Raw genomic sequence first — 18,329 nt, 5'->3', positions numbered from 1 at the left:
GCGGTGGGTGCAGCCCATGGAGTGAGTCCCATGCATATCGAACCGGGCGTCGTGACCGGCGCCAAACTGCTGTTGAGTTACGCAACCGCGGCAGGGGCGCTTGCGCTTTCGGCCCGTCTTGTCTGGAAAAGCGTTTCCCGGGGCGGCCTTACGGGCGCCATACTCAAAAGCATGCTGTCGACGCTTTTGGTGTTCGGCTTCTTTCAGGTGCTGCCGCATCACCCGGTCGGCGTCTCGGAGGTGCACCTGATTTTAGGCTCGACGCTTTTACTGCTGTTCGGTGCCGGCCCCGCCGCCGTCGGCCTGGCCGGAGGCCTGTTGGTACAGGGGCTTTTGTTCGCGCCGTTCGATCTTCCTCAGTACGGCATGAACGTGACCACGCTTCTGGTACCGCTTCTGGGCATCCACGCCCTCGCCCGGCGCGTGATTTCGAAAGGGACGCGCTACGTTGATCTGACCTACGCTCAGGCACTCACGCTCTCAACCGCCTATCAGGGCGGTATCGTTGCCTGGGTGGCGTTCTGGGCGGTCTACGGTCAGGGACTTGAACATGCGGAGACCATCGTGACGTTCGGTGTGGCCTATCTGTCGGTCGTCCTGCTCGAACCCTTGATCGACCTGGGCGTTCTGACCGCGGCCAAGCGGCTGCATCGTCTTTCGGGCACGGTGCTGTTCACCCGGCGGCTGCTCCACCCGGCCTGAGCCAGGCCAAGCCCCTCCCCGCTTGCAGAGCCGGCGGGGGGATAGTCAACAGCGCAACGCTCTACTTGCTAGAAATCGAGCGTGGCCGAAAGCTTGACCGTCCGTGGCCGCCCCTGCAGCAGCGTCTGCGATCCGGTGGTCGAGGCCGAGGCCCAGTACGCCGCATCGGTCACGTTATCGACGTTGAGCCGCCAGATCAGGGCCGAGCCGTTCATCGGCATGCGATAGCGAAGGCCGAGATCGAGCCGGGTCCAGGCATCAACACTGAGCTCGTTGGCGGCGTCGACGTACTGCGACCCTGTCCGGGTCACACGCCCGGTGGCGGTCAGGCCATCGAGCGCCGGCAGGTCCCACTCCCCGCCAAGCACATAGCGATAGCCGGGCACGCCAGGGGCGTCATTCCCGTCGTTGGCACCGCCAGTGGTCCCTCGAAGCTCGGGGTCCATCCAGCTTGCGCTTGCCAGAACACGCACCCCCTCGATCGGCTCGCCAAAGACATTGAGTTCGAGGCCGCGGTTACGCTGTTCGCCGTCGTAGCCGGCAACGTTGTCAGTGATCGCGACCTGGGGCTGTTTGATTTGGAACAGGCTGATGCCGCCACCGAGGGTGCCGTAATCGACCTTGACGCCCACCTCGTCCTGCGTCGAGCGGACGATGCCGAGAATCTCGCCTCCGTTTTCGACGGTGTCATTCCCGTTATTAATAGGCGCACTGCCCCCCGGCTGCAGCGCCTCGATGTGGTTGGCGTAGAGTGACAGCGTGTCGGTGGGCTTGATCACCACGCCATAGACCGGCGTGACACGCGCGGCGCGAAACCGATTGGAAAACCCGCCATCGTATGCGTAGTTGGTCACCTCGAGTTCCTGATAGCGCGCGCCGAAGGTCACCAACAGGCGGTCCTCGAAAAGGCCTAGTGTATCCGACATCGAAACGCCGCTGGTGCGGGTACGCCCGGTGGTTTCGGGGTCACTCATGTCGCCCGCACTCAAGGTCGTCTCACGCTCAGGAATGTCCGCCGGGTCATGGAGCGTTGTCGCTACGCCAGCGAAATTGCCGGCGTAGGCCACGTCCTTGCGGGCGTACACGCCCGAATAACCAAGCGTGAGCTGGTGGGAAACCGGCCCGGTGTCGAGCTCGCCGCGAAGCCCGAGCTGATGTGCAAACGATTCCGACTGATAGGCCGTATCCATCTGAGAGACCGTGGCGTTGCCGGCCTCGTCGCTCACGGTCAGTGATCCGCTGAGGCTTCGCTCGTGCGTTCGGTTACCGCCGAGGGCGGCAAATCCGGTCCACTGGGGGCTCAGGTCGTATTCGCCACGAAGCATGGCGAAGTTGGTCTCGAGGCTTGCGCGGTTCCACGCAGGCACGTAATTGGCACTCGCATCGGGAACGCTTGGGACGTCACGCCCGCCATAGCCGGCCAGACTCACGTTGAGCCGGCCACCTTCAATGATGGTTTTCTGATGCCCCACATCCAGTGAGACGCGCCCGCGCTGGCCGCGATAATCGAGGCCGACCACGGCTGCGGTGTTTCGGCGAGCCTCATCGTCGATGGCCCCGTCACCGCGTGAGCGTGTCGCCGTCGCTCGCACGCCGTACTCGTTGTCTTCGCCGAACCGACGCCCGACATCCAGCGTGGTGTCGATCGTGCTGTCTACTGAATAGCCGGTGGTAATGCGCGTGATGGGCTCATCCTTCGCGCGCCGAGGCTCGATATTGACCGCCCCGCCCACGCCAGTGCCCGCCGCCGGCACGCCGTTGGCAAACGCACTCGCACCTCGGAACAGCTCGACCCGCCCCATGAGGCGGGTATCGATCAACTGACGGGGGAGTACGCCGTAGAGCCCGCCGTAGGAAATATCGTCCCCATAGAGATCAAAGCCGCGCACCTTGAACGATTCCGAGTAGTTACCAAAGCCGGTACCGACCTGCACGGCGGCATCGTTTCGAAGCACATCGCCGAGGGTATCGGCCTGTTGATTCTCGATCAGTGTCTCGGTAAAGCCGATCACACTGAACGGCACCTCCTGAGCCCGTTTTTCACCCAAAAGACCTACTCGAGCGCCATTGGCCACCTGAGCGCCCGCGTAAACCGGCACCGGCGTGTCGCCCTGGATGGCAAGCGCGGTCGAGGTGACGGTTACGGTGTCATCGGTTTCGAGCGCGAGCGCCGGCGTGACGCCAAGCATGAGCAGGCCGGTCCCGAAGCCCAGCCGGCGAGGAAAAGTAGTCGACATGAGAGATGACCCTGCGTACCTGCATTTATTTTTTAAGTGTTGCGGATGAAAAGCGCGCGCCGATCATATAGGCTCATGAGAATCATTACAATTTAGCAATGACTATCATAATCGTTAGCATCGGCATAACCGCCGAGTTACATACCAACGAATTACCTCGACACGCCACACATCGACACAACTGCAGGGAATCATCATGGTTATCAAACGCTCGCGCGCGCTACTCATCGGGGCCCTTTCGACTCTGCCGCTCTGGGCGCTGCCCGCAAGCGCGGCCGACACGGCCACCGCATCGAGCGCGGTCGACACGCAAACCCTGCCCGCCGCCAACTGGCAGGTGCGAACGGACCGGGCATTGGCCCAGGCGCTTTATGAGCTTGCCTACAGTCCGTCCATGGACGCGCTGTTCGTGGCCAGTGCCGGCGGGTTCGAGGACGACGCCAAGGGGGTGGTCTATCAGCTCGACCCGGACTCGCTCGAGGTTCAAAAACGCTGGGCGCTGCCGGGCCAGGCGTTCGGGCTGGCATTCGATGAGGCCACCAAAACACTGTATCTGGGCGACACGCTCGATCAGAGCCTTATTCGGTTGAACGTTGACACCGGGGCCACCGAAACCCTGCAACTGGCCAAGCCCGCGCCGGAGCCGGCCGAGGGCGAGGAAAAACCGTTCGGCCCGAACCCACGCCAGCTGGTGCTCTCCCCTGATGGCCAGACGCTCTACATTTCAGGTGTCGGCACCGAGAGCGTGCTGTGGGTGGTCGATACCAAACGCTTCGCGCTTGAAAAGACCGTTACCGGGTTTGGTGAGTGGGCCACGGGCCTGGCGCTTGACGCAGACACGGACCGGCTCTTCGTCTCGACCTACAAGGACAACGCCGTGCGGGTGGTCGATACCACCGACAACACCCTCGTCGATCAGTGGCCCACCGGCGGCAAAAGCCCGCTTAACCTGGCGCTGGACAAGGCCAATCACCACCTGTTCGTGACCCACGCCAAAAGCAACGCCGTAACTGTGTTGGATACCCGAACCGGCAAGCAGGTCACCTCGATCGACCTCGGGGGTGACAGCCTGGCGGCTGCCTTCGACGCCCCCGAGCACCGTCTATTGGTGAGCCAGCGCGACGCCAAGAAGCTTTCGATCATCGACACCGATGAGTTAAGCCTTGAAGGGCAGCTGCCGCTCGAGACCGCCATGCCCAATAGCCTTGCGCTGTCACCGGATGGAAAGCGCGTCTGGCTTACGCTCAAGCAGCCGATCAAAAAAGTCGGCGAGGTCTACAAGGCGGAAAAACCGGATCACGTCGCAACGCTTTCCCCCGCGAAAAATTAGTCCGCCGCGCCATCAAGGCGCCCGCACAGCGCCCTGACCATAAAAAGCCCGCCAAATGGCGGGCTTTTTACGGTCGAGCACACGATCACGTCAGCACGTACCCAAGCAGCCTGTGCTCGGGCAGCATGTACTCGTGCAGCATGTCCCCAGGCATCAATGCGTTTCGGGCCACAGCTCGATCAACACCTTGCCGGACGCCTCGGCGTCCTTGGCGGTCGCGAACGCCTCGACTGCGTTGGTGGCCGGCACTTCATGCGTGATGACCTGATCGAACCGGGCGTCACGGGCAAGAAGCTCAATGGCCTCATCCACTTCCTGATTGAACCGGAAGCAGCCGCGCAGCTGGATTTCCTTCGAGATCAATGTGGCAAGCTCCAGCGGCTGGGCGCCGGCGCCCATCATGCCGATCTGGGCGATGACGCCTGCGCGACGCACCGCACGGATGGCGGTATCGATCGAGGCCGGCACACCCGAGCACTCGAGCGCAACGTCAAAGGCTTCGGTCTCCGGCGTCTGCTCACCGATGCGGATGGTGTGATGAACGCCAAGCGCGCGGGCGCGCTCAAGCGGGCCATTGACCACGTCGGTGACCGTGACCGACTGCGCGCCCTGAATCACCGCCGCCGCCGCCGTCAGAAGGCCAATCGGCCCTGCGCCGCAGACCAGCACCCGCTTGCCTTCGACGCCGCCGGCCACATTGATGCCATGAAGCGCAACGGCAAGCGGCTCGGCAAGCGCGGCGCGCTTGAGCGGAAGCCCCTCCGGCAGCACGCGAATCATGCCGCGCGTCACCACCAGGTACTCACTCATGCCACCCTGGGTGTGCGGCGTGGTGGAGGCCGACCCCAGATACGCGCCTTTCGGCCACAGGTGCGGCAGCCCTTCAAGACCCGGCTGGCTTTCGCCGAACGTGGCCGGATGAAAGGTGACCGGCGTGCCCGGCGCAAGCTCGCCCGACGGGTCAAGATCGACGGTACCGGACAGTTCATGGCCCGGGATCAAGGGTTCACGCACCACGAATGCCCCATTGGCACCTTCGTGATAGTAATGAAGGTCAGAGCCACAGATGCCGCCCCAGCTGATGCGAACCCGCACCTGCCCGGCGTCGGGCTCGGGCGTGTTCCACTCCTGCTCGCGCAGATCCTGTTTGCCATGAATGACCAGTGCTTTCATCGTTGCGCTCCGTTCTGGGCAATATACGTAAAAACCATCAAGGGGCGGCCCTTTTAGACCACCGAGGTCATGCCGCCATCGACGAAGATGTTCTGGCCTGACACAAAGGTGGAGGCGTCCGAGCAGAGATAGATCAGCGTGCCCAGAAGCTCATCGAGGCTGCCCCAGCGCTGAGCGGGCGTGCGTGCCTCGACCCAGTCATTGAAGGCCGGGTCCTGCCACAGCGCCGTGTTCATGTCGGTCTTGAAATACCCCGGCGAGATGCAGTTGACCTGAATATTGAAGCGCGCCAGATCGGCCGCCATGCCCTGGGTCAGCATCGCGACACCGCCCTTGGAGGCGGAATAGGGCGCGATGGTCTGACGCGCAAGCTTCGATTGCACCGAGCCCAGATTGACGACCTTGCCCGAGCCGCGCTCGCTCATCGCAGGCGTCAGCACGCGGGAAACGTAGAACACGCTCGAGAGGTTCGAGGCCACCACCGTATCCCAGTCCGAGGGCTCGTACTCATTGAACGGGGCGCGGCGCTGAAGGCCTGCGTTATTGACCAGAATGTCCGGCACGCCGACGCGCTCGAGCAGATCGTCGAGCGCGGTACGAACGCTTTCGGCATCCGTCACGTCAAACGAGGTGGTGTGCACCTCGACGCCGGTTTCTTCAGAAATCGCCTGCGCCTCGCCCTCAAGCTGGGCCTGATCGCGGCCGTGCAGAATCACACGGACGCCGTGACGGGCAAGACCACGCGCCAGAGCGTTGCCGAGCCCTCGGGAAGAACCAGTCACGAGGGCCAGACGGCCCTCGAGATCAAACAAGGAAGTACTGCCTGTCATGAGGTCTCTCTCTTAAAAAACGGCGTAAACGGCGTAGGCGAGCAGGAAGCCGACCACTGACTCGAGCGCCTGCTGAACCGTCCACGTCTTGAGGGTGGTCTTGACGTCCATCCCGAACAGCCGGCCGACCAGCCAGAACCCGGAATCGTTGACGTGACCGGCAAAGACGGAGCCCGCGGCGGTTGCGATGGTGATCGCGACCACATCGATGGAGGAGTAGTCACCCGCCGCGACCGCCGGCGCCATGAGCCCCGCCGCCGTCACCAGCGCAACCGTTGCCGAGCCCTGGGCCAGACGCATGATGACCGCGACCAGATAGGCCGCCACGATGACCGGAAGGCCGAGATCGCTCAGCGAGTTGGACAGCGCATCACCGATGCCCGAGGCGCGCAGAACGCCACCGAACATGCCGCCGGCGCCGGTGATCAGTACGACCGAACAGATCGGACCGAGTGAGGAATCAAGGGTTTTCTCGAGCGCGTTGCCGTCCATGCCGCGGCTGCGACCGAGTACCAGCATCGCGACCAGCGTCGAGATCAAAAGCGCGATCGGGGTGCTGCCAAGGGCGGACAGCAGCTGATACCAGCCCTGGTCGCTGTCGACCATGCCGAGCGAGCGCATGAAATCGAGGCCGGTGTTCATGAAGATCAGTGCCAGCGGCAGCAGCAGCATGCCGATGACGGTACCAACAGATGGCGGATTGGAAATGCTGTCGTCGTCGACCTTGCCGAACAGCGAATCGGTCATGGTGAACGGATGCTGCTTGGCGGTGACCTTACCCCACATGTAACCGGACACCCACCACATCGGAATCGCAAGGATCAGACCGACCAGAAGCAACAGTCCGAGATTGGCGTTATAAAGCTCGGACGCCGTGACCGGGCCCGGGTGCGGGGGCACGAACACGTGCATGACGGAAAACGCCGCCGCGGCCGGAATGGCGTACAAAAGCACCGGGCCACCGAGACGACGGGCAACGGCGAAGATCACCGGCAGCATCACGATGAGGCCTGCGTCGAAGAAGATCGGGAAGCCCATCAGGAGCGAGGCAACACCGAGTGCCAGCGGCGCCCGCTTCTCGCCGAACAGCTCGATCATCTTGTCGGCCAGCACCCGCGCGCCGCCCGAATTCTCGACCAGCTTGCCGAGCATCGCGCCAAGACCGACCAACAGCGCCACGGCGCCGAGCGTCTTGCCGAAGCTGCCCACCATGGTCGGGACGATGGCCTCTGCCGGAATACCGGTCACAAATGCGGTCAGAAGACTGACCAGAATCAGCGTCAAAAACGCATGAACCCTGAACTTGATGACCATGACCAGCAGTAGCGCAACGGCGCCTGCGGCGATCCCAAGCAGCGGCCCTGCCGACATCGTTTGAGTCCATCCATCCATTGTTGTGCTCCCGCGATCGGTGTTGCTCAGTTATGTTAGCGATAACATCGTACAGAACGCGGCTGTGGTGGATACACGACCTTGGTTTGATATCGCGATAACAGCATAGTGATCCCGGATGACGTGACGGTGTCAGCGATGGACTTAAACGGTAAGCCCCGCGCTGGTGGGGAACGGAATACGCGCAGGATCAGCCCATCGCTGGCCGCCGGTTCATCCCCATGGGCGTGGGGAACGGCTCGAGCTCTGTGACAGCGCCGGCGTTCATGACGGTTCATCCCCACGGGCGTGGGGAACGGCGATCGTGATACTCAGGCCGGCTTTCAAGCTGCGGTTCATCCCCACGGGCGTGGGGAACGGCAAATAATCGAGCCCGGCCCTTGGTCGGAAACCGGTTCATCCCCACGGGCGTGGGGAACGGGCGCCCTCTCTGACCCGGAACCAGTGTTCTGTCGGTTCATCCCCACGGGCGTGGGGAACGGAGCGGCTTCATCATGTTGGATGGCGAGGTCGAGGGTTCATCCCCACGGGCGTGGGGAACGGGAGCATCGCTCCATGAACGCTCAGCTAATTCACGGTTCATCCCCACGGGCGTGGGGAACGGTTTCAGGCCGTCCACAAGGCCGCTAATCTGGCCGGTTCATCCCCACGGGCGTGGGGAACGGTCAATTTTCAAACGAATCCCTACTTTTGCCATGCGGTTCATCCCCACGGGCGTGGGGAACGGACGGCGTCGCCGACCAGCTTTGGACGGTCGACCGGTTCATCCCCACGGGCGTGGGGAACGGATACCGTCAATACGGGCCAACACCACGCCCCACGGTTCATCCCCACGGGCGTGGGGAACGGTCCGACCCTAAGCACCATGCCGCCATCGGTGGCGGTTCATCCCCACGGGCGTGGGGAACGGCATCCAGACCCTTGATACGGCGTAGTTGGGTGCGGTTCATCCCCACGGGCGTGGGGAACGGTGATCCGACATACTCCTGGCTGTATCCGCGCACGGTTCATCCCCGCGCCTGCGGGGAACGGGGCGAGTTCGGCAAAACCTACAACGAGGTCAACGGTTCATCCCCGCGCCTGCGGGGAACGGCTGGAGCGGGGAAACTTTGGAGCACTGCTTGGCGGTTCATCCCCGCGCCTGCGGGGAACGGGCTGGCTCTGCCCTGTTCGGCAAGCAGGCCAATGGTTCATCCCCGCGCCTGCGGGGAACGGGTCATCATGGTGCCCGGTAGCCGATGATACGACGGTTCATCCCCGCGCCTGCGGGGAACGGACGCGAGGCCGTCGACCATCCTGATCTGCTCGCGGTTCATCCCCGCGCCTGCGGGGAACGGCAGCCATAATCACCTCATCCGGCACTGGCTGGCGGTTCATCCCCGCGCCTGCGGGGAACGGCATCCTCTCCTATCCTCCCGAAACCATCCGGCCGGTTCATCCCCGCGCCTGCGGGGAACGGGGCCACGGCCGCGATGATTGATTCGGTGCTCACGGTTCATCCCCGCGCCTGCGGGGAACGGCTCTTGAAGTGCAATCAGCGTTTAACGCCCGGCGGTTCATCCCCGCGCCTGCGGGGAACGGCTCGACCGTACCGGCATCGCTATTCCCGATAACGGTTCATCCCCGCGCCTGCGGGGAACGGGCAAACTATGCCACCACCAAATTTATCGACCTCGGTTCATCCCCGCGCCTGCGGGGAACGGTCCGAAAGACTCGGAGATAACGCCGTTGTCATCGGTTCATCCCCGCGCCTGCGGGGAACGGATCGCGAAACAAATAAAGGCATCTGAAAAAGACGGTTCATCCCCGCGCCTGCGGGGAACGGATCCACCACCCACTGTTGCCCCTCGGCGGCGGCGGTTCATCCCCGCGCCTGCGGGGAACGGATAGATGATGGGCATAAACATATCGAAGCGTCCGGTTCATCCCCGCGCCTGCGGGGAACGGCAATAAACTCGATCAGAGAGCGGTCACCCATGCGGTTCATCCCCGCGCCTGCGGGGAACGGATGGGCCTGAATCTCGTTAGAGCCGCCGATGGCGGTTCATCCCCGCGCCTGCGGGGAACGGCGTCATGGCTCACCTCGCTCGATGTGATCGATCGGTTCATCCCCGCGCCTGCGGGGAACGGGACGCCCAGCTACTGCGCGAAGATGATCCAGACGGTTCATCCCCGCGCCTGCGGGGAACGGCTATCAACCCGCGCAGCGAGTCCCGATGCGCTCGGTTCATCCCCGCGCCTGCGGGGAACGGCGATCGCCAAGCCCTTCTTCGAACTCGGCCCACGGTTCATCCCCGCGCCTGCGGGGAACGGTAGCTCTTGCCCCAGCGATTCCTGATTGACTGCGGTTCATCCCCGCGCCTGCGGGGAACGGGCATAACCCTGAGATGGCGGCGTGTTGCTACAGCGGTTCATCCCCGCGCCTGCGGGGAACGGCCATTGAGCAAGAGGCAGACACCATTCTATTTCGGTTCATCCCCGCGCCTGCGGGGAACGGATACGACGCATCGGTGGCGATGGTCTGATCATCGGTTCATCCCCGCGCCTGCGGGGAACGGATGCGGCCACGGCCTACTTTGGTGCCGGCGCCCGGTTCATCCCCGCGCCTGCGGGGAACGGGATTCATCGACGTAAACGACCCGCGCCCCGAGCGGTTCATCCCCGCGCCTGCGGGGAACGGCGCGTAATCCATGCCGTGAGTGGAAGTGAAACCGGTTCATCCCCGCGCCTGCGGGGAACGGATTTCCGGGCTCTCCTCGAGCAGAGTTAGGTGCGGTTCATCCCCGCGCCTGCGGGGAACGGGCGCACGCCTGAGTCGAGCGCCTTCATCACTGCGGTTCATCCCCGCGCCTGCGGGGAACGGTCGCTCACTCGATCTTCGTCCCACACGCGCGCCGGTTCATCCCCGCGCCTGCGGGGAACGGGTTGTGTGATGAGCGTAGCGTAGCGGCTAATGCGGTTCATCCCCGCGCCTGCGGGGAACGGACCTGCCTGCTCAGGTTGCGATCATAGGTACACGGTTCATCCCCGCGCCTGCGGGGAACGGGCGATTGCAATGATGTCCTGCGTTGTTCTGTGCGGTTCATCCCCGCGCCTGCGGGGAACGGGGGCGAAAGTGGAGAGCGATAGACCGATTAAACGGTTCATCCCCGCGCCTGCGGGGAACGGTGGTTTTGTCGCATTTGGGGCACGCTCCTTTGCGGTTCATCCCCGCGCCTGCGGGGAACGGTCGGAAGAAGCGTCGCCAATGACAGGCGGGGGCGGTTCATCCCCGCGCCTGCGGGGAACGGGACCCCGAGGGTTTTCATCTGGCGCAGGAAAACGGTTCATCCCCGCGCCTGCGGGGAACGGTTTGCCAGCACCTGGAACTGGGACTCACCATCCGGTTCATCCCCGCGCCTGCGGGGAACGGCAAAACATATAGGGCGTGAGTTTAATAATTCTCGGTTCATCCCCGCGCCTGCGGGGAACGGCCTTATCCGCCCTTTCACAATCAATGCCGGACCGGTTCATCCCCGCGCCTGCGGGGAACGGCAACCCACCACTGCATTCAGTGCCTAAAGTGTCGGTTCATCCCCGCGCCTGCGGGGAACGGCATGGCAATGTCGTTTGACCGGCTATGGTTACCGGTTCATCCCCGCGCCTGCGGGGAACGGACTTCCATGGCGCGTTTGTAGCTTTTAGTGACCGGTTCATCCCCGCGCCTGCGGGGAACGGAAGGTCGGCATATACCCGGTCATATTCAACCACGGTTCATCCCCGCGCCTGCGGGGAACGGATATCAATCATCAAATCATTCATTATTTATTCCGGTTCATCCCCGCGCCTGCGGGGAACGGTCGGATTCATCACCCGGCCCGCGCTTTACCTCCGGTTCATCCCCGCGCCTGCGGGGAACGGTTGACGCTTACATCAATGGCGAGTTCGTCAACCGGTTCATCCCCGCGCCTGCGGGGAACGGGCAGAGCTGACACCCATAAGCTCAGCGTAGGCCGGTTCATCCCCGCGCCTGCGGGGAACGGGCAGGAACAAGCCAGCCAGATAAAACACTGGGACGGTTCATCCCCGCGCCTGCGGGGAACGGCGTTGCATTGGGCCTCGTTTGCCCTGCTCCGACGGTTCATCCCCGCGCCTGCGGGGAACGGGGTCATATTCAACCACTTCGGTGTGGATCTCGCGGTTCATCCCCGCGCCTGCGGGGAACGGTCTAATTGTAGTCACTTGTTTTAAATAAGAAAAATCGTGCCCGATAAACCCACCGACGATTTTGCTTATTTTTTATACAGCTACAAATTATTAAAGATCAGCCAAATCAATCACTTATCTATAGGTGGCAAAAAGCGCACCAATCGCAGTCCGTCGTGATCGATGGGGACACGGCGATTGTCGCCGAAAGTCTGAAACTCGAAGCCGGATTCGTGGTTGCTGGCCCAAGCCATGGCAACGTTACCGCCCTCTTCGGCTAACACCTCGATTTGCTCCCAGATCATTTCGCGGATGCGCTTGCTGACATCGCCCACGTAGACACCGGCGCGAATCTCCAGCAGCCAAACGGCGAGCCGCCCACGCAAGCGGGGTGGCACGGCTTCGGTGACGACGACGAGCATGACCATGTCATTGGCTCCTGTGGCCGCTGTCGCCGACCGATTCCGGCTCGGGAATGGCGGGCGGCACGGCGTCGGCCGGGGGTGTCGGCGGTTCGATCTCACCCGCCGCCAGTACCTCTTCGATCATGGGGATGATGCGCTGCAAAAGCCGGGTCTGCTTGAAGGCGTCGCGGCAGGCAATACGCACTTCACGTTCGGGCATGGGCGGGTTTTTCGCGGCGATGCGAAACGCCGCCGGAACCACGGTCTCGAATTTGACGATATCGGCGATGTCGTAGACGAAACTCAGCGGCTTGCCGGTGTGCAGAAAGCCAATGGCCGGGGCATAGCCCGCGGCCAGAATGGCGGCTTCAGTAATCCCGTAGAGGCAGGCAGTGGCGGCCGAAAGGCACTGGTTGGCCACGTCGGAGGCGTCCCACTGCTTTGGATCGTAGCGCCGCCCGTGCCACTTGATACCGTATTGCCTGGCGAGCGTTTGGTAGGTCTTGCGTACCCGCGCACCTTCGATACCGCGGAGCTGCTCGACGCTACGCCGGGACGGAGGCTCTTCGCCAAAGCGCTGCTCGAACATCTTGCGCACGACTTTCAGGCGCAGGCTTTCATCCAGCGCCAGCCGGGCCTGATAGAGCAGCTTGTCCGAGCGCGCGCCGCCCGGCTGACCGGCGCTGTAGAGCCGCACGCCCGCATCACCCACCCAGATCAACAGCGTACCCACCGTGGCCGCGAGCTTGACTGCTGCGTGAGACACCCGCGTGCCGGGTTCAAGCAGCAAACACGCCACCGAGCCCACGGGGATGTGCATGCGCTCGCCGTTGACCTCATCAATGACCACAAACGCGCCGTCGCGCACATCGATCTGCCCCATGCCGACGAAGATCATCGACATGCGGTCTTTCAACGGGATGGGCTTTAGAGGGATGAAGCTCATGGGTCACTCCGGTACGCGGCGCAGCAACAAGAGTCCACAGCCAAACGCCTTGGCACGGCCAATGCCGTCTCGCAGCGTTTCATTGAGCAGCGCGGGGTCGGTCACTTCCAGCAAGCCTTCGTAATCGACGCTGGAGTAGCGGATGGGCTGGCCGCCTTCCTTCTTGCTCAGTGTGTGCTGGCGGTAAGCCCCCACTTCCGGCGTAGCCGGCAACGTAAAGCCAAGGTTTTCAGCGCGCCTGGCGAGCCAATCACGCGCCGCAGTGTCCATCGCCTCGACGCAGGCCTGGCTCGTGCGTTCTCCTTTGAGAAAGGGGTAGCGCGCGTCCATCAACACATCAGCACGGTGAGAGCGGCGCCCCTCGCCCGCCGGCTTGGCAACGGTCGGATTGGCGCGCAGGCGAAAGGCCAACCGTTCACCACGGGCAAGCTGTGGGGAAAATGGCTTGCATTGCACCTCGAAGCCGTCGACAGCTTCAGGAGGACGGCTTGATCCAACGTAGAACCGGGGCAGCCCGGCGCTTTTGCCGTTGGCGTCTTCTTCCATTTCCTGGCGAAAGATGAACGGCCGCTCGCCTTCAGGCACATCGGGAAACAACCGCCAGAGCAACTGGTGAGCGGTATAGGCGCCTCCGTCCAGCACGTCGAACAGCTCGGCTCGGCTGAGGGCATTGAGATCCAGCCTGACACTCGACAGATACATTAGCGTTCTCCCTCCACGTTCACGGTGCGCCGATGCTCAAGACGTGGCCCAAACTGCCAGCGACGGCGGTTCAGCGGCTCGTCCCACACCTCGCTGGATTCGCTGACTGTCTCGCTGCCATCGAGCGCATCGGCATCACCTTCCCAGGCGTAGAGCACCTGGTCTGGCAGACGCAGTACGTCCTTGTCCTTTTTCTCGTTGCCCGCCAGCGCAAACCAATTACGCTCCGGATCCAGCGCGCTTTCAAAGCGGTGATCCAGCGCCTGGCGCCAGGTATCGGCCTCGACCAGCGTAGGCAACAAGGGGGCGGCCACGGGGCACGCCTTGCGGCCGAGGTAAAGCACAAAGCGGGGCCTTTCCAGCGCCCCCTTGAGGTCATCGAGCGTCCAGGCGGTGTGCGTGGTCAGCCGCAGTGCCACGCTCCACAGGCCGTCGCAGCGGTAGTCGCGCGACGACAGAATGGTATTGAGCGCTTCCTTGGGCACCGACAGCTCCTCACGGCGGGTGCGATGGGTCACTTTTGACTGCGTTGGCGGCACCTGTACGGTGTGATAGTCGCGCAGCAACAGCCCGGGCGAGCGCTGTTTGACTGCCACCTGCAGGCTTTCGCGCAGCTGGCGTTGGCCGTTCTCGTCGTCGCGCTTGATCCCGAGCGCCGCCCCTATCAACCCGACAATGGCGCTTCGGCTTGGGTAGGTGGCCGTTGGCCGCGTCTCGCCGACCGCCGCCTCACCCCAGCTTGCCATGGGCGCATAGAGGCGAAAAACCAGATGGTGTGGCATATCGCCTCCGCTTAGTCGTCGCCCTTGAGGAAGGTCAACAGCGCCTCGAGGTTACCGCGCTGAATGTCGCCTTTGAGAAATGGCGTATCGTACTCCGGCGTTGCCGAGAGAATAAAGCGACGGTCCGCCCCCGCACCGTAGGCGTCATCGAACGCCTGAGCCTGAGTTTCCAGCTTGCGGATGGCCGCAACGCCCTGCTCATCGCCGTTGACCGGCTGCAGGAAAGAGGCCGACAGCGAACGCGGCTGCTGGTCGCCCTTTTCTGCCAGCACGTAGCTTGCCTGGGCGCGGGAACCGAAGCTGTTCTGCTTGCCCTTGGGAGAGATTTTTACGGCGGATTCCACCAGCGCGCCAATGGCACGGTCAGCAAGCTCTGAATTGCCCTTTAAATTTGCCACCAGCAAATCACGGTCGATGCAGATGTAGAGGTAGAAAAGTCCGGCGGCGAATCCGGCCTCACCGATATGCGCCGCCCCACGGTCTTCATCGCCCGTATTGAGGTCATCGACGGCGGTGAAGTAGTCGTCCTCGACCTCGGCGGCGTGGACGGTGATGGCGTGCGCCACCTGGCAGGCGGCTTCGACGTTGTAGCTCGGTGCCGCGGCGAGCATCCGCCCGAACAGCGCCACATCGACGGCGGTGGGACGCTGGGCGAGCAGGCCATTGAGCTCGTCATCTGTCGGTTCGCGGTTCTCGGCGCCCAAGTTATCGGCGAGTGTTTCCAGCGCGGTCAGCTCATCCGGGCCGACATGCACCAGCTGCTCGATTTCGTATTCGTGCTTTTCGCCTTTATCGACCTTGCGCAGCTTGCCGAAAACGCCAGCGATCTTCTCGGCGCTGTTGCCGGCGACTTTCGGATCAGCGCCAGCATCTTTCATGCGGTCAAACACCTGCTTGCCCAAACGCTTGGTCCGCGTGCCCTTGTGGCCCTCGACCGCTGATTCAAATAGATCAGAGGTGCGCCAGTTGCGCTTGAGGCTTTGCGAGGAGACGCGCAGCCGCCGCGCGCCGCCCATGAAAGCCGTTTTGGGACGGCCCAGGTCGTCGCGGTTGAGGTTGGAGGGCGGGTAGGAGGTCAACAGATGGAGCTGGATAAAGTGGCTCATGATAGGTTCCCTGAATAAAAAATGTGCCGAGTGCCAAAAAGTGGGTATGGATAAGTGGTCGTGACCGCTCAGTCGCTCGCGCCCGGTTTAAGCGCGCGCCTGAAAGTAGGCATCGCTCATGACGAAGGCGAAACGCTGGGTGGCCTCGGCGCGGTACTGACCTCGCTGCTCGCGCGCCCAGAGCGCGACCATGTCGGCCAGATGAACAATGCTGACGCCTGTGTTATCAGCCAGCTTGAGCGCCCGGCGAAAGCGGCGCATCAGTTCTTCAGGCGTATGGCAGTCGAGCAACTGCTGAAAGCGCAGATCGCTCATGCGCGGGGTATCGCCGGTATTTGGGCGTTTCTCGCCCAGCCGTTTACCCAACGGGGCGTCGAAGGTCTCGGCGCGCAGTTCGCTCGCGACGGCAGCAATGGCGGCCCATGTCTTGATGCGCTGATCGCGGGAAGTTTTGGGCGGTGTCTTCTGCCAGGCCTTCGATTCGAGCGCCTGCCAGAGATGGCGAAACGCTTCGGTCAACATGACCGACTCGATAGTGTCGCAGCGGCGCAGCGCGGCGCGTACGCCGCGTGGAAAAGCCGGCTTCCCGGTGATTTTTTTGAGCGCAGGAGGGTCGAGTGTCAATCGCTGCCACCACAGGCGCAGCGTATAAGCCTCATCTGATGTGAGTGCGTGGCGATATTCCTTCACTTTATCGCTCGTTGTGACCGTAGCCTCTGCCGCTGGCGATGTTTGTCGTTCTGCCTCACTCATGCTGCACTTCCCTCCGAATTTTCTTCAGCTAACGACGTTTTCAACTCGAAGCCACCCGCTTGGGCAAACGTCTGCACCGTCTTGCCAACCTTCTTGCCGCTACCGTTCAGATACGCCAGCAGGTAGCGCCGCGCACTGGTGATGCGCTCAAGCTGCTGCATCTTCATGCCCTCCAGCGGGCCGCTGATGGCCTGGGCATCGAATAGCGCCATGGCTTCACGCTTGAGCGCCAGATACCACTGGCGGTGAGTCTCAGAAGACAGCGTAGGCGGCGCTCCATCGCTCGGGATATCATCGCGCAGCACCTCGCCCATCTCACGCAGGGCGGTGAAAAATGCCGGCTGGGTCGCCTCGAAAAACTGAGCGTCGATCTGGCTCATATCGCCCTTGGCGTCTTCCGGGCGTTTGAACCAGGCGCGCTTGAGCTGATTGCGCAGCGTCCAGCTGATATTGGCGGCCAAGTCGACGAAGCATTTGGCCCAGCCGCGCAGCGTTTCCTGCTGCCGCTCGGGCACGCCCACCAGCGGCATCGCCACGCTGTACCAACCGCGCGGTTTCATGTTGTCCATGTCATAGCCGAACACCCAGAGCCGGGTACGGCGAAAAAGCGCATCGAACGCTTCCCCATCGTCGCGAGCGGCTTCCACCTGGTGGTACTTTTTTAGATGGTGAGTCACGACCCGGGCAGGCAGGGCGCCGCTACCGGCTTCATCTTCCAGCACCAACCCCGGCCAGTGGCGGTAGCCCAACCCGCCGGGCTGGCCCTTGCTGGAAAGCGGCAACTCATCGAGCTTTTTGGGATTCAAGCGGCGGTAGGGAGTAAGCGGGTGCCGCCAAGGGCCGTCATAGTTGGCGCCCTGCTTCTTGGCGCGCAGGCGGCGCACCGGGGTCGCTGCCTCGCGGCCGCAAAGGTCACAGGTGCCTGGCGTTTCATCGAACAATAATCGGTAGCGTCGGGGCATCGACCAGAAGGCGTGCAGCGGATGTACCTGCTCGGGCAATACCTCGGTGCCCTTCTTGTCGCTGACGCGGGTATCGCTCATCCAGAAGAACAGATCGGAATCATCGGCTTTAGACACACGCCAGGTCTGACCTGGCTGGCCCACGGCATCGGCGGGCATGACGTTGGGCCAGAGCCGCGCCCATAGTGGCTTGCTCTCGTCTTCCGGCAAGATCAGCGTGGTCAGCGGCCCGCCACCGCGCAGGCCGACGCGAATGCCGGCGCCACCGGCGGGCGCGTTGATCTGCATGGTATAAAGCGCCAGCGCCGCGCACTCGGGGCAAACCGTTTCAACCCGGCCACGTTTGACGAAGAAATCGGTATTATTCTTGATGCCGTTGGCGCCGGGGGAATCGATCAAAAGGCCCGCGACCGGCGCGTCCTTGACGTCATCAAGCGGGTCCAGGTCCTGCATGAAACGCGGGCCGTCGCCATCCAGCTCAAAGGCCGAGGCAAAAGGCGCCAGTAGATCATCGAGCTCGGCCACGCTGGGCGGGGTCTGGTAACGATCAAGCCAGGCGTCGGTATTCTTCGGCGTCATCGCCGTTTGTAACAGCGCGATCAGAAACTGCCAGGCGGCGCCCTGGAAATCGGCGCGGGGGAGTGCGAGATCAAGAACATCGGGATCAGCGAGCGCCGAGGGCAGGCGGTATTCAATTCGGCCATCTCGATTACGAAACGGCAACCAAGGGTCTTTGAGTAGATTCATCGGCACCTCACCTACGTTGTTTTGATATCAATCATGCTGGTTTAACTACCCGGCCCTACCTATTTTCCATTCACATGG

Annotated in this window: 13 protein-coding genes and 1 CRISPR repeat array; of the genes, 2 read left to right on the top strand and 11 right to left on the bottom strand. The window is 62.9% G+C overall.

What is annotated here, in order from left to right; all coding sequences use genetic code 11:
• The first annotated feature begins 30 nt into the window (after positions 1 to 30).
• The gene (locus tag NAT23_RS05565; RefSeq protein ID WP_251926257.1) at positions 31 to 702 is read left to right on the top strand and encodes an energy-coupling factor ABC transporter permease; all 672 of its coding nucleotides are present in this window, start codon (positions 31 to 33) and stop codon (positions 700 to 702) included.
• Between the two features lie 68 nt (positions 703 to 770).
• Here the strand turns inward: NAT23_RS05565 and NAT23_RS05560 are convergent, their stop codons facing one another.
• Positions 771 to 2,939: a TonB-dependent receptor gene (locus tag NAT23_RS05560; protein ID WP_251926256.1), complete on the bottom strand. Its 2,169-nt coding sequence runs from the start codon at positions 2,937 to 2,939 to the stop codon at positions 771 to 773.
• A 196-nt stretch (positions 2,940 to 3,135) separates the two neighbouring features.
• Between NAT23_RS05560 and NAT23_RS05555 the strand changes: the two genes are divergently transcribed.
• The gene (locus tag NAT23_RS05555; RefSeq protein WP_251926255.1) at positions 3,136 to 4,269 is read left to right on the top strand and encodes a YncE family protein; all 1,134 of its coding nucleotides are present in this window, start codon (positions 3,136 to 3,138) and stop codon (positions 4,267 to 4,269) included.
• Positions 4,270 to 4,422: 153 nt separating this feature from the next.
• Here NAT23_RS05555 and NAT23_RS05550 read toward each other — a convergent pair whose 3' ends face one another.
• From NAT23_RS05550 to casA, 10 genes are all read right to left on the bottom strand, one after another.
• Positions 4,423 to 5,442, bottom strand: coding sequence for an L-idonate 5-dehydrogenase (locus tag NAT23_RS05550; protein WP_251926254.1), 1,020 nt, complete (start codon positions 5,440 to 5,442; stop codon positions 4,423 to 4,425).
• 53 nt (positions 5,443 to 5,495) lie between these two features.
• A complete protein-coding gene (locus NAT23_RS05545; RefSeq protein ID WP_251926253.1) occupies positions 5,496 to 6,272 on the bottom strand; it encodes an SDR family oxidoreductase in 777 nt (258 codons plus the stop codon).
• A 12-nt stretch (positions 6,273 to 6,284) separates the two neighbouring features.
• Positions 6,285 to 7,664, bottom strand: a complete 1,380-nt coding sequence (locus NAT23_RS05540; protein ID WP_251926252.1) for a GntP family permease — start codon at positions 7,662 to 7,664, stop codon at positions 6,285 to 6,287.
• A 574-nt stretch (positions 7,665 to 8,238) separates the two neighbouring features.
• Positions 8,239 to 11,870: a CRISPR direct-repeat array (repeat unit 29 nt; unit sequence CGGTTCATCCCCGCGCCTGCGGGGAACGG).
• A 110-nt stretch (positions 11,871 to 11,980) separates the two neighbouring features.
• Positions 11,981 to 12,277: a type I-E CRISPR-associated endoribonuclease Cas2e gene (gene cas2e / locus NAT23_RS05535; RefSeq protein WP_251926251.1), complete on the bottom strand. Its 297-nt coding sequence runs from the start codon at positions 12,275 to 12,277 to the stop codon at positions 11,981 to 11,983.
• A 1-nt stretch (position 12,278) separates the two neighbouring features.
• Positions 12,279 to 13,199, bottom strand: coding sequence for a type I-E CRISPR-associated endonuclease Cas1e (gene cas1e / locus NAT23_RS05530; protein WP_251926250.1), 921 nt, complete (start codon positions 13,197 to 13,199; stop codon positions 12,279 to 12,281).
• Positions 13,200 to 13,202: 3 nt separating this feature from the next.
• Positions 13,203 to 13,901, bottom strand: coding sequence for a type I-E CRISPR-associated protein Cas6/Cse3/CasE (gene cas6e / locus NAT23_RS05525; RefSeq protein ID WP_251926249.1), 699 nt, complete (start codon positions 13,899 to 13,901; stop codon positions 13,203 to 13,205).
• Positions 13,901 to 14,683 (bottom strand): type I-E CRISPR-associated protein Cas5/CasD, encoded by a 783-nt coding sequence (cas5e, locus tag NAT23_RS05520; RefSeq protein WP_251926248.1) that lies wholly within the window; start codon positions 14,681 to 14,683, stop codon positions 13,901 to 13,903. The genes cas6e and cas5e overlap by 1 nt, the downstream gene beginning before the upstream one ends.
• 11 nt (positions 14,684 to 14,694) lie before the next feature.
• The gene (gene cas7e, locus NAT23_RS05515; protein ID WP_251926247.1) at positions 14,695 to 15,789 is read right to left on the bottom strand and encodes a type I-E CRISPR-associated protein Cas7/Cse4/CasC; all 1,095 of its coding nucleotides are present in this window, start codon (positions 15,787 to 15,789) and stop codon (positions 14,695 to 14,697) included.
• Positions 15,790 to 15,876: 87 nt separating this feature from the next.
• The gene (casB, locus tag NAT23_RS05510) at positions 15,877 to 16,542 is read right to left on the bottom strand and encodes a type I-E CRISPR-associated protein Cse2/CasB (protein ID WP_251926246.1); all 666 of its coding nucleotides are present in this window, start codon (positions 16,540 to 16,542) and stop codon (positions 15,877 to 15,879) included.
• Positions 16,539 to 18,251, bottom strand: a complete 1,713-nt coding sequence (gene casA / locus NAT23_RS05505; protein WP_251926245.1) for a type I-E CRISPR-associated protein Cse1/CasA — start codon at positions 18,249 to 18,251, stop codon at positions 16,539 to 16,541. The genes casB and casA overlap by 4 nt, the downstream gene beginning before the upstream one ends.
• Positions 18,252 to 18,329 lie beyond the last annotated feature (78 nt).

The organism is Larsenimonas salina (genome assembly GCF_023736155.1).
In the GTDB taxonomy this organism is placed as follows: Bacteria; Pseudomonadota; Gammaproteobacteria; order Pseudomonadales; family Halomonadaceae; genus Larsenimonas; species Larsenimonas salina.
The sequence above is the reverse complement of the archived record's forward strand: the minus strand, read 5'-3'. Positions and strand labels throughout refer to the sequence as shown.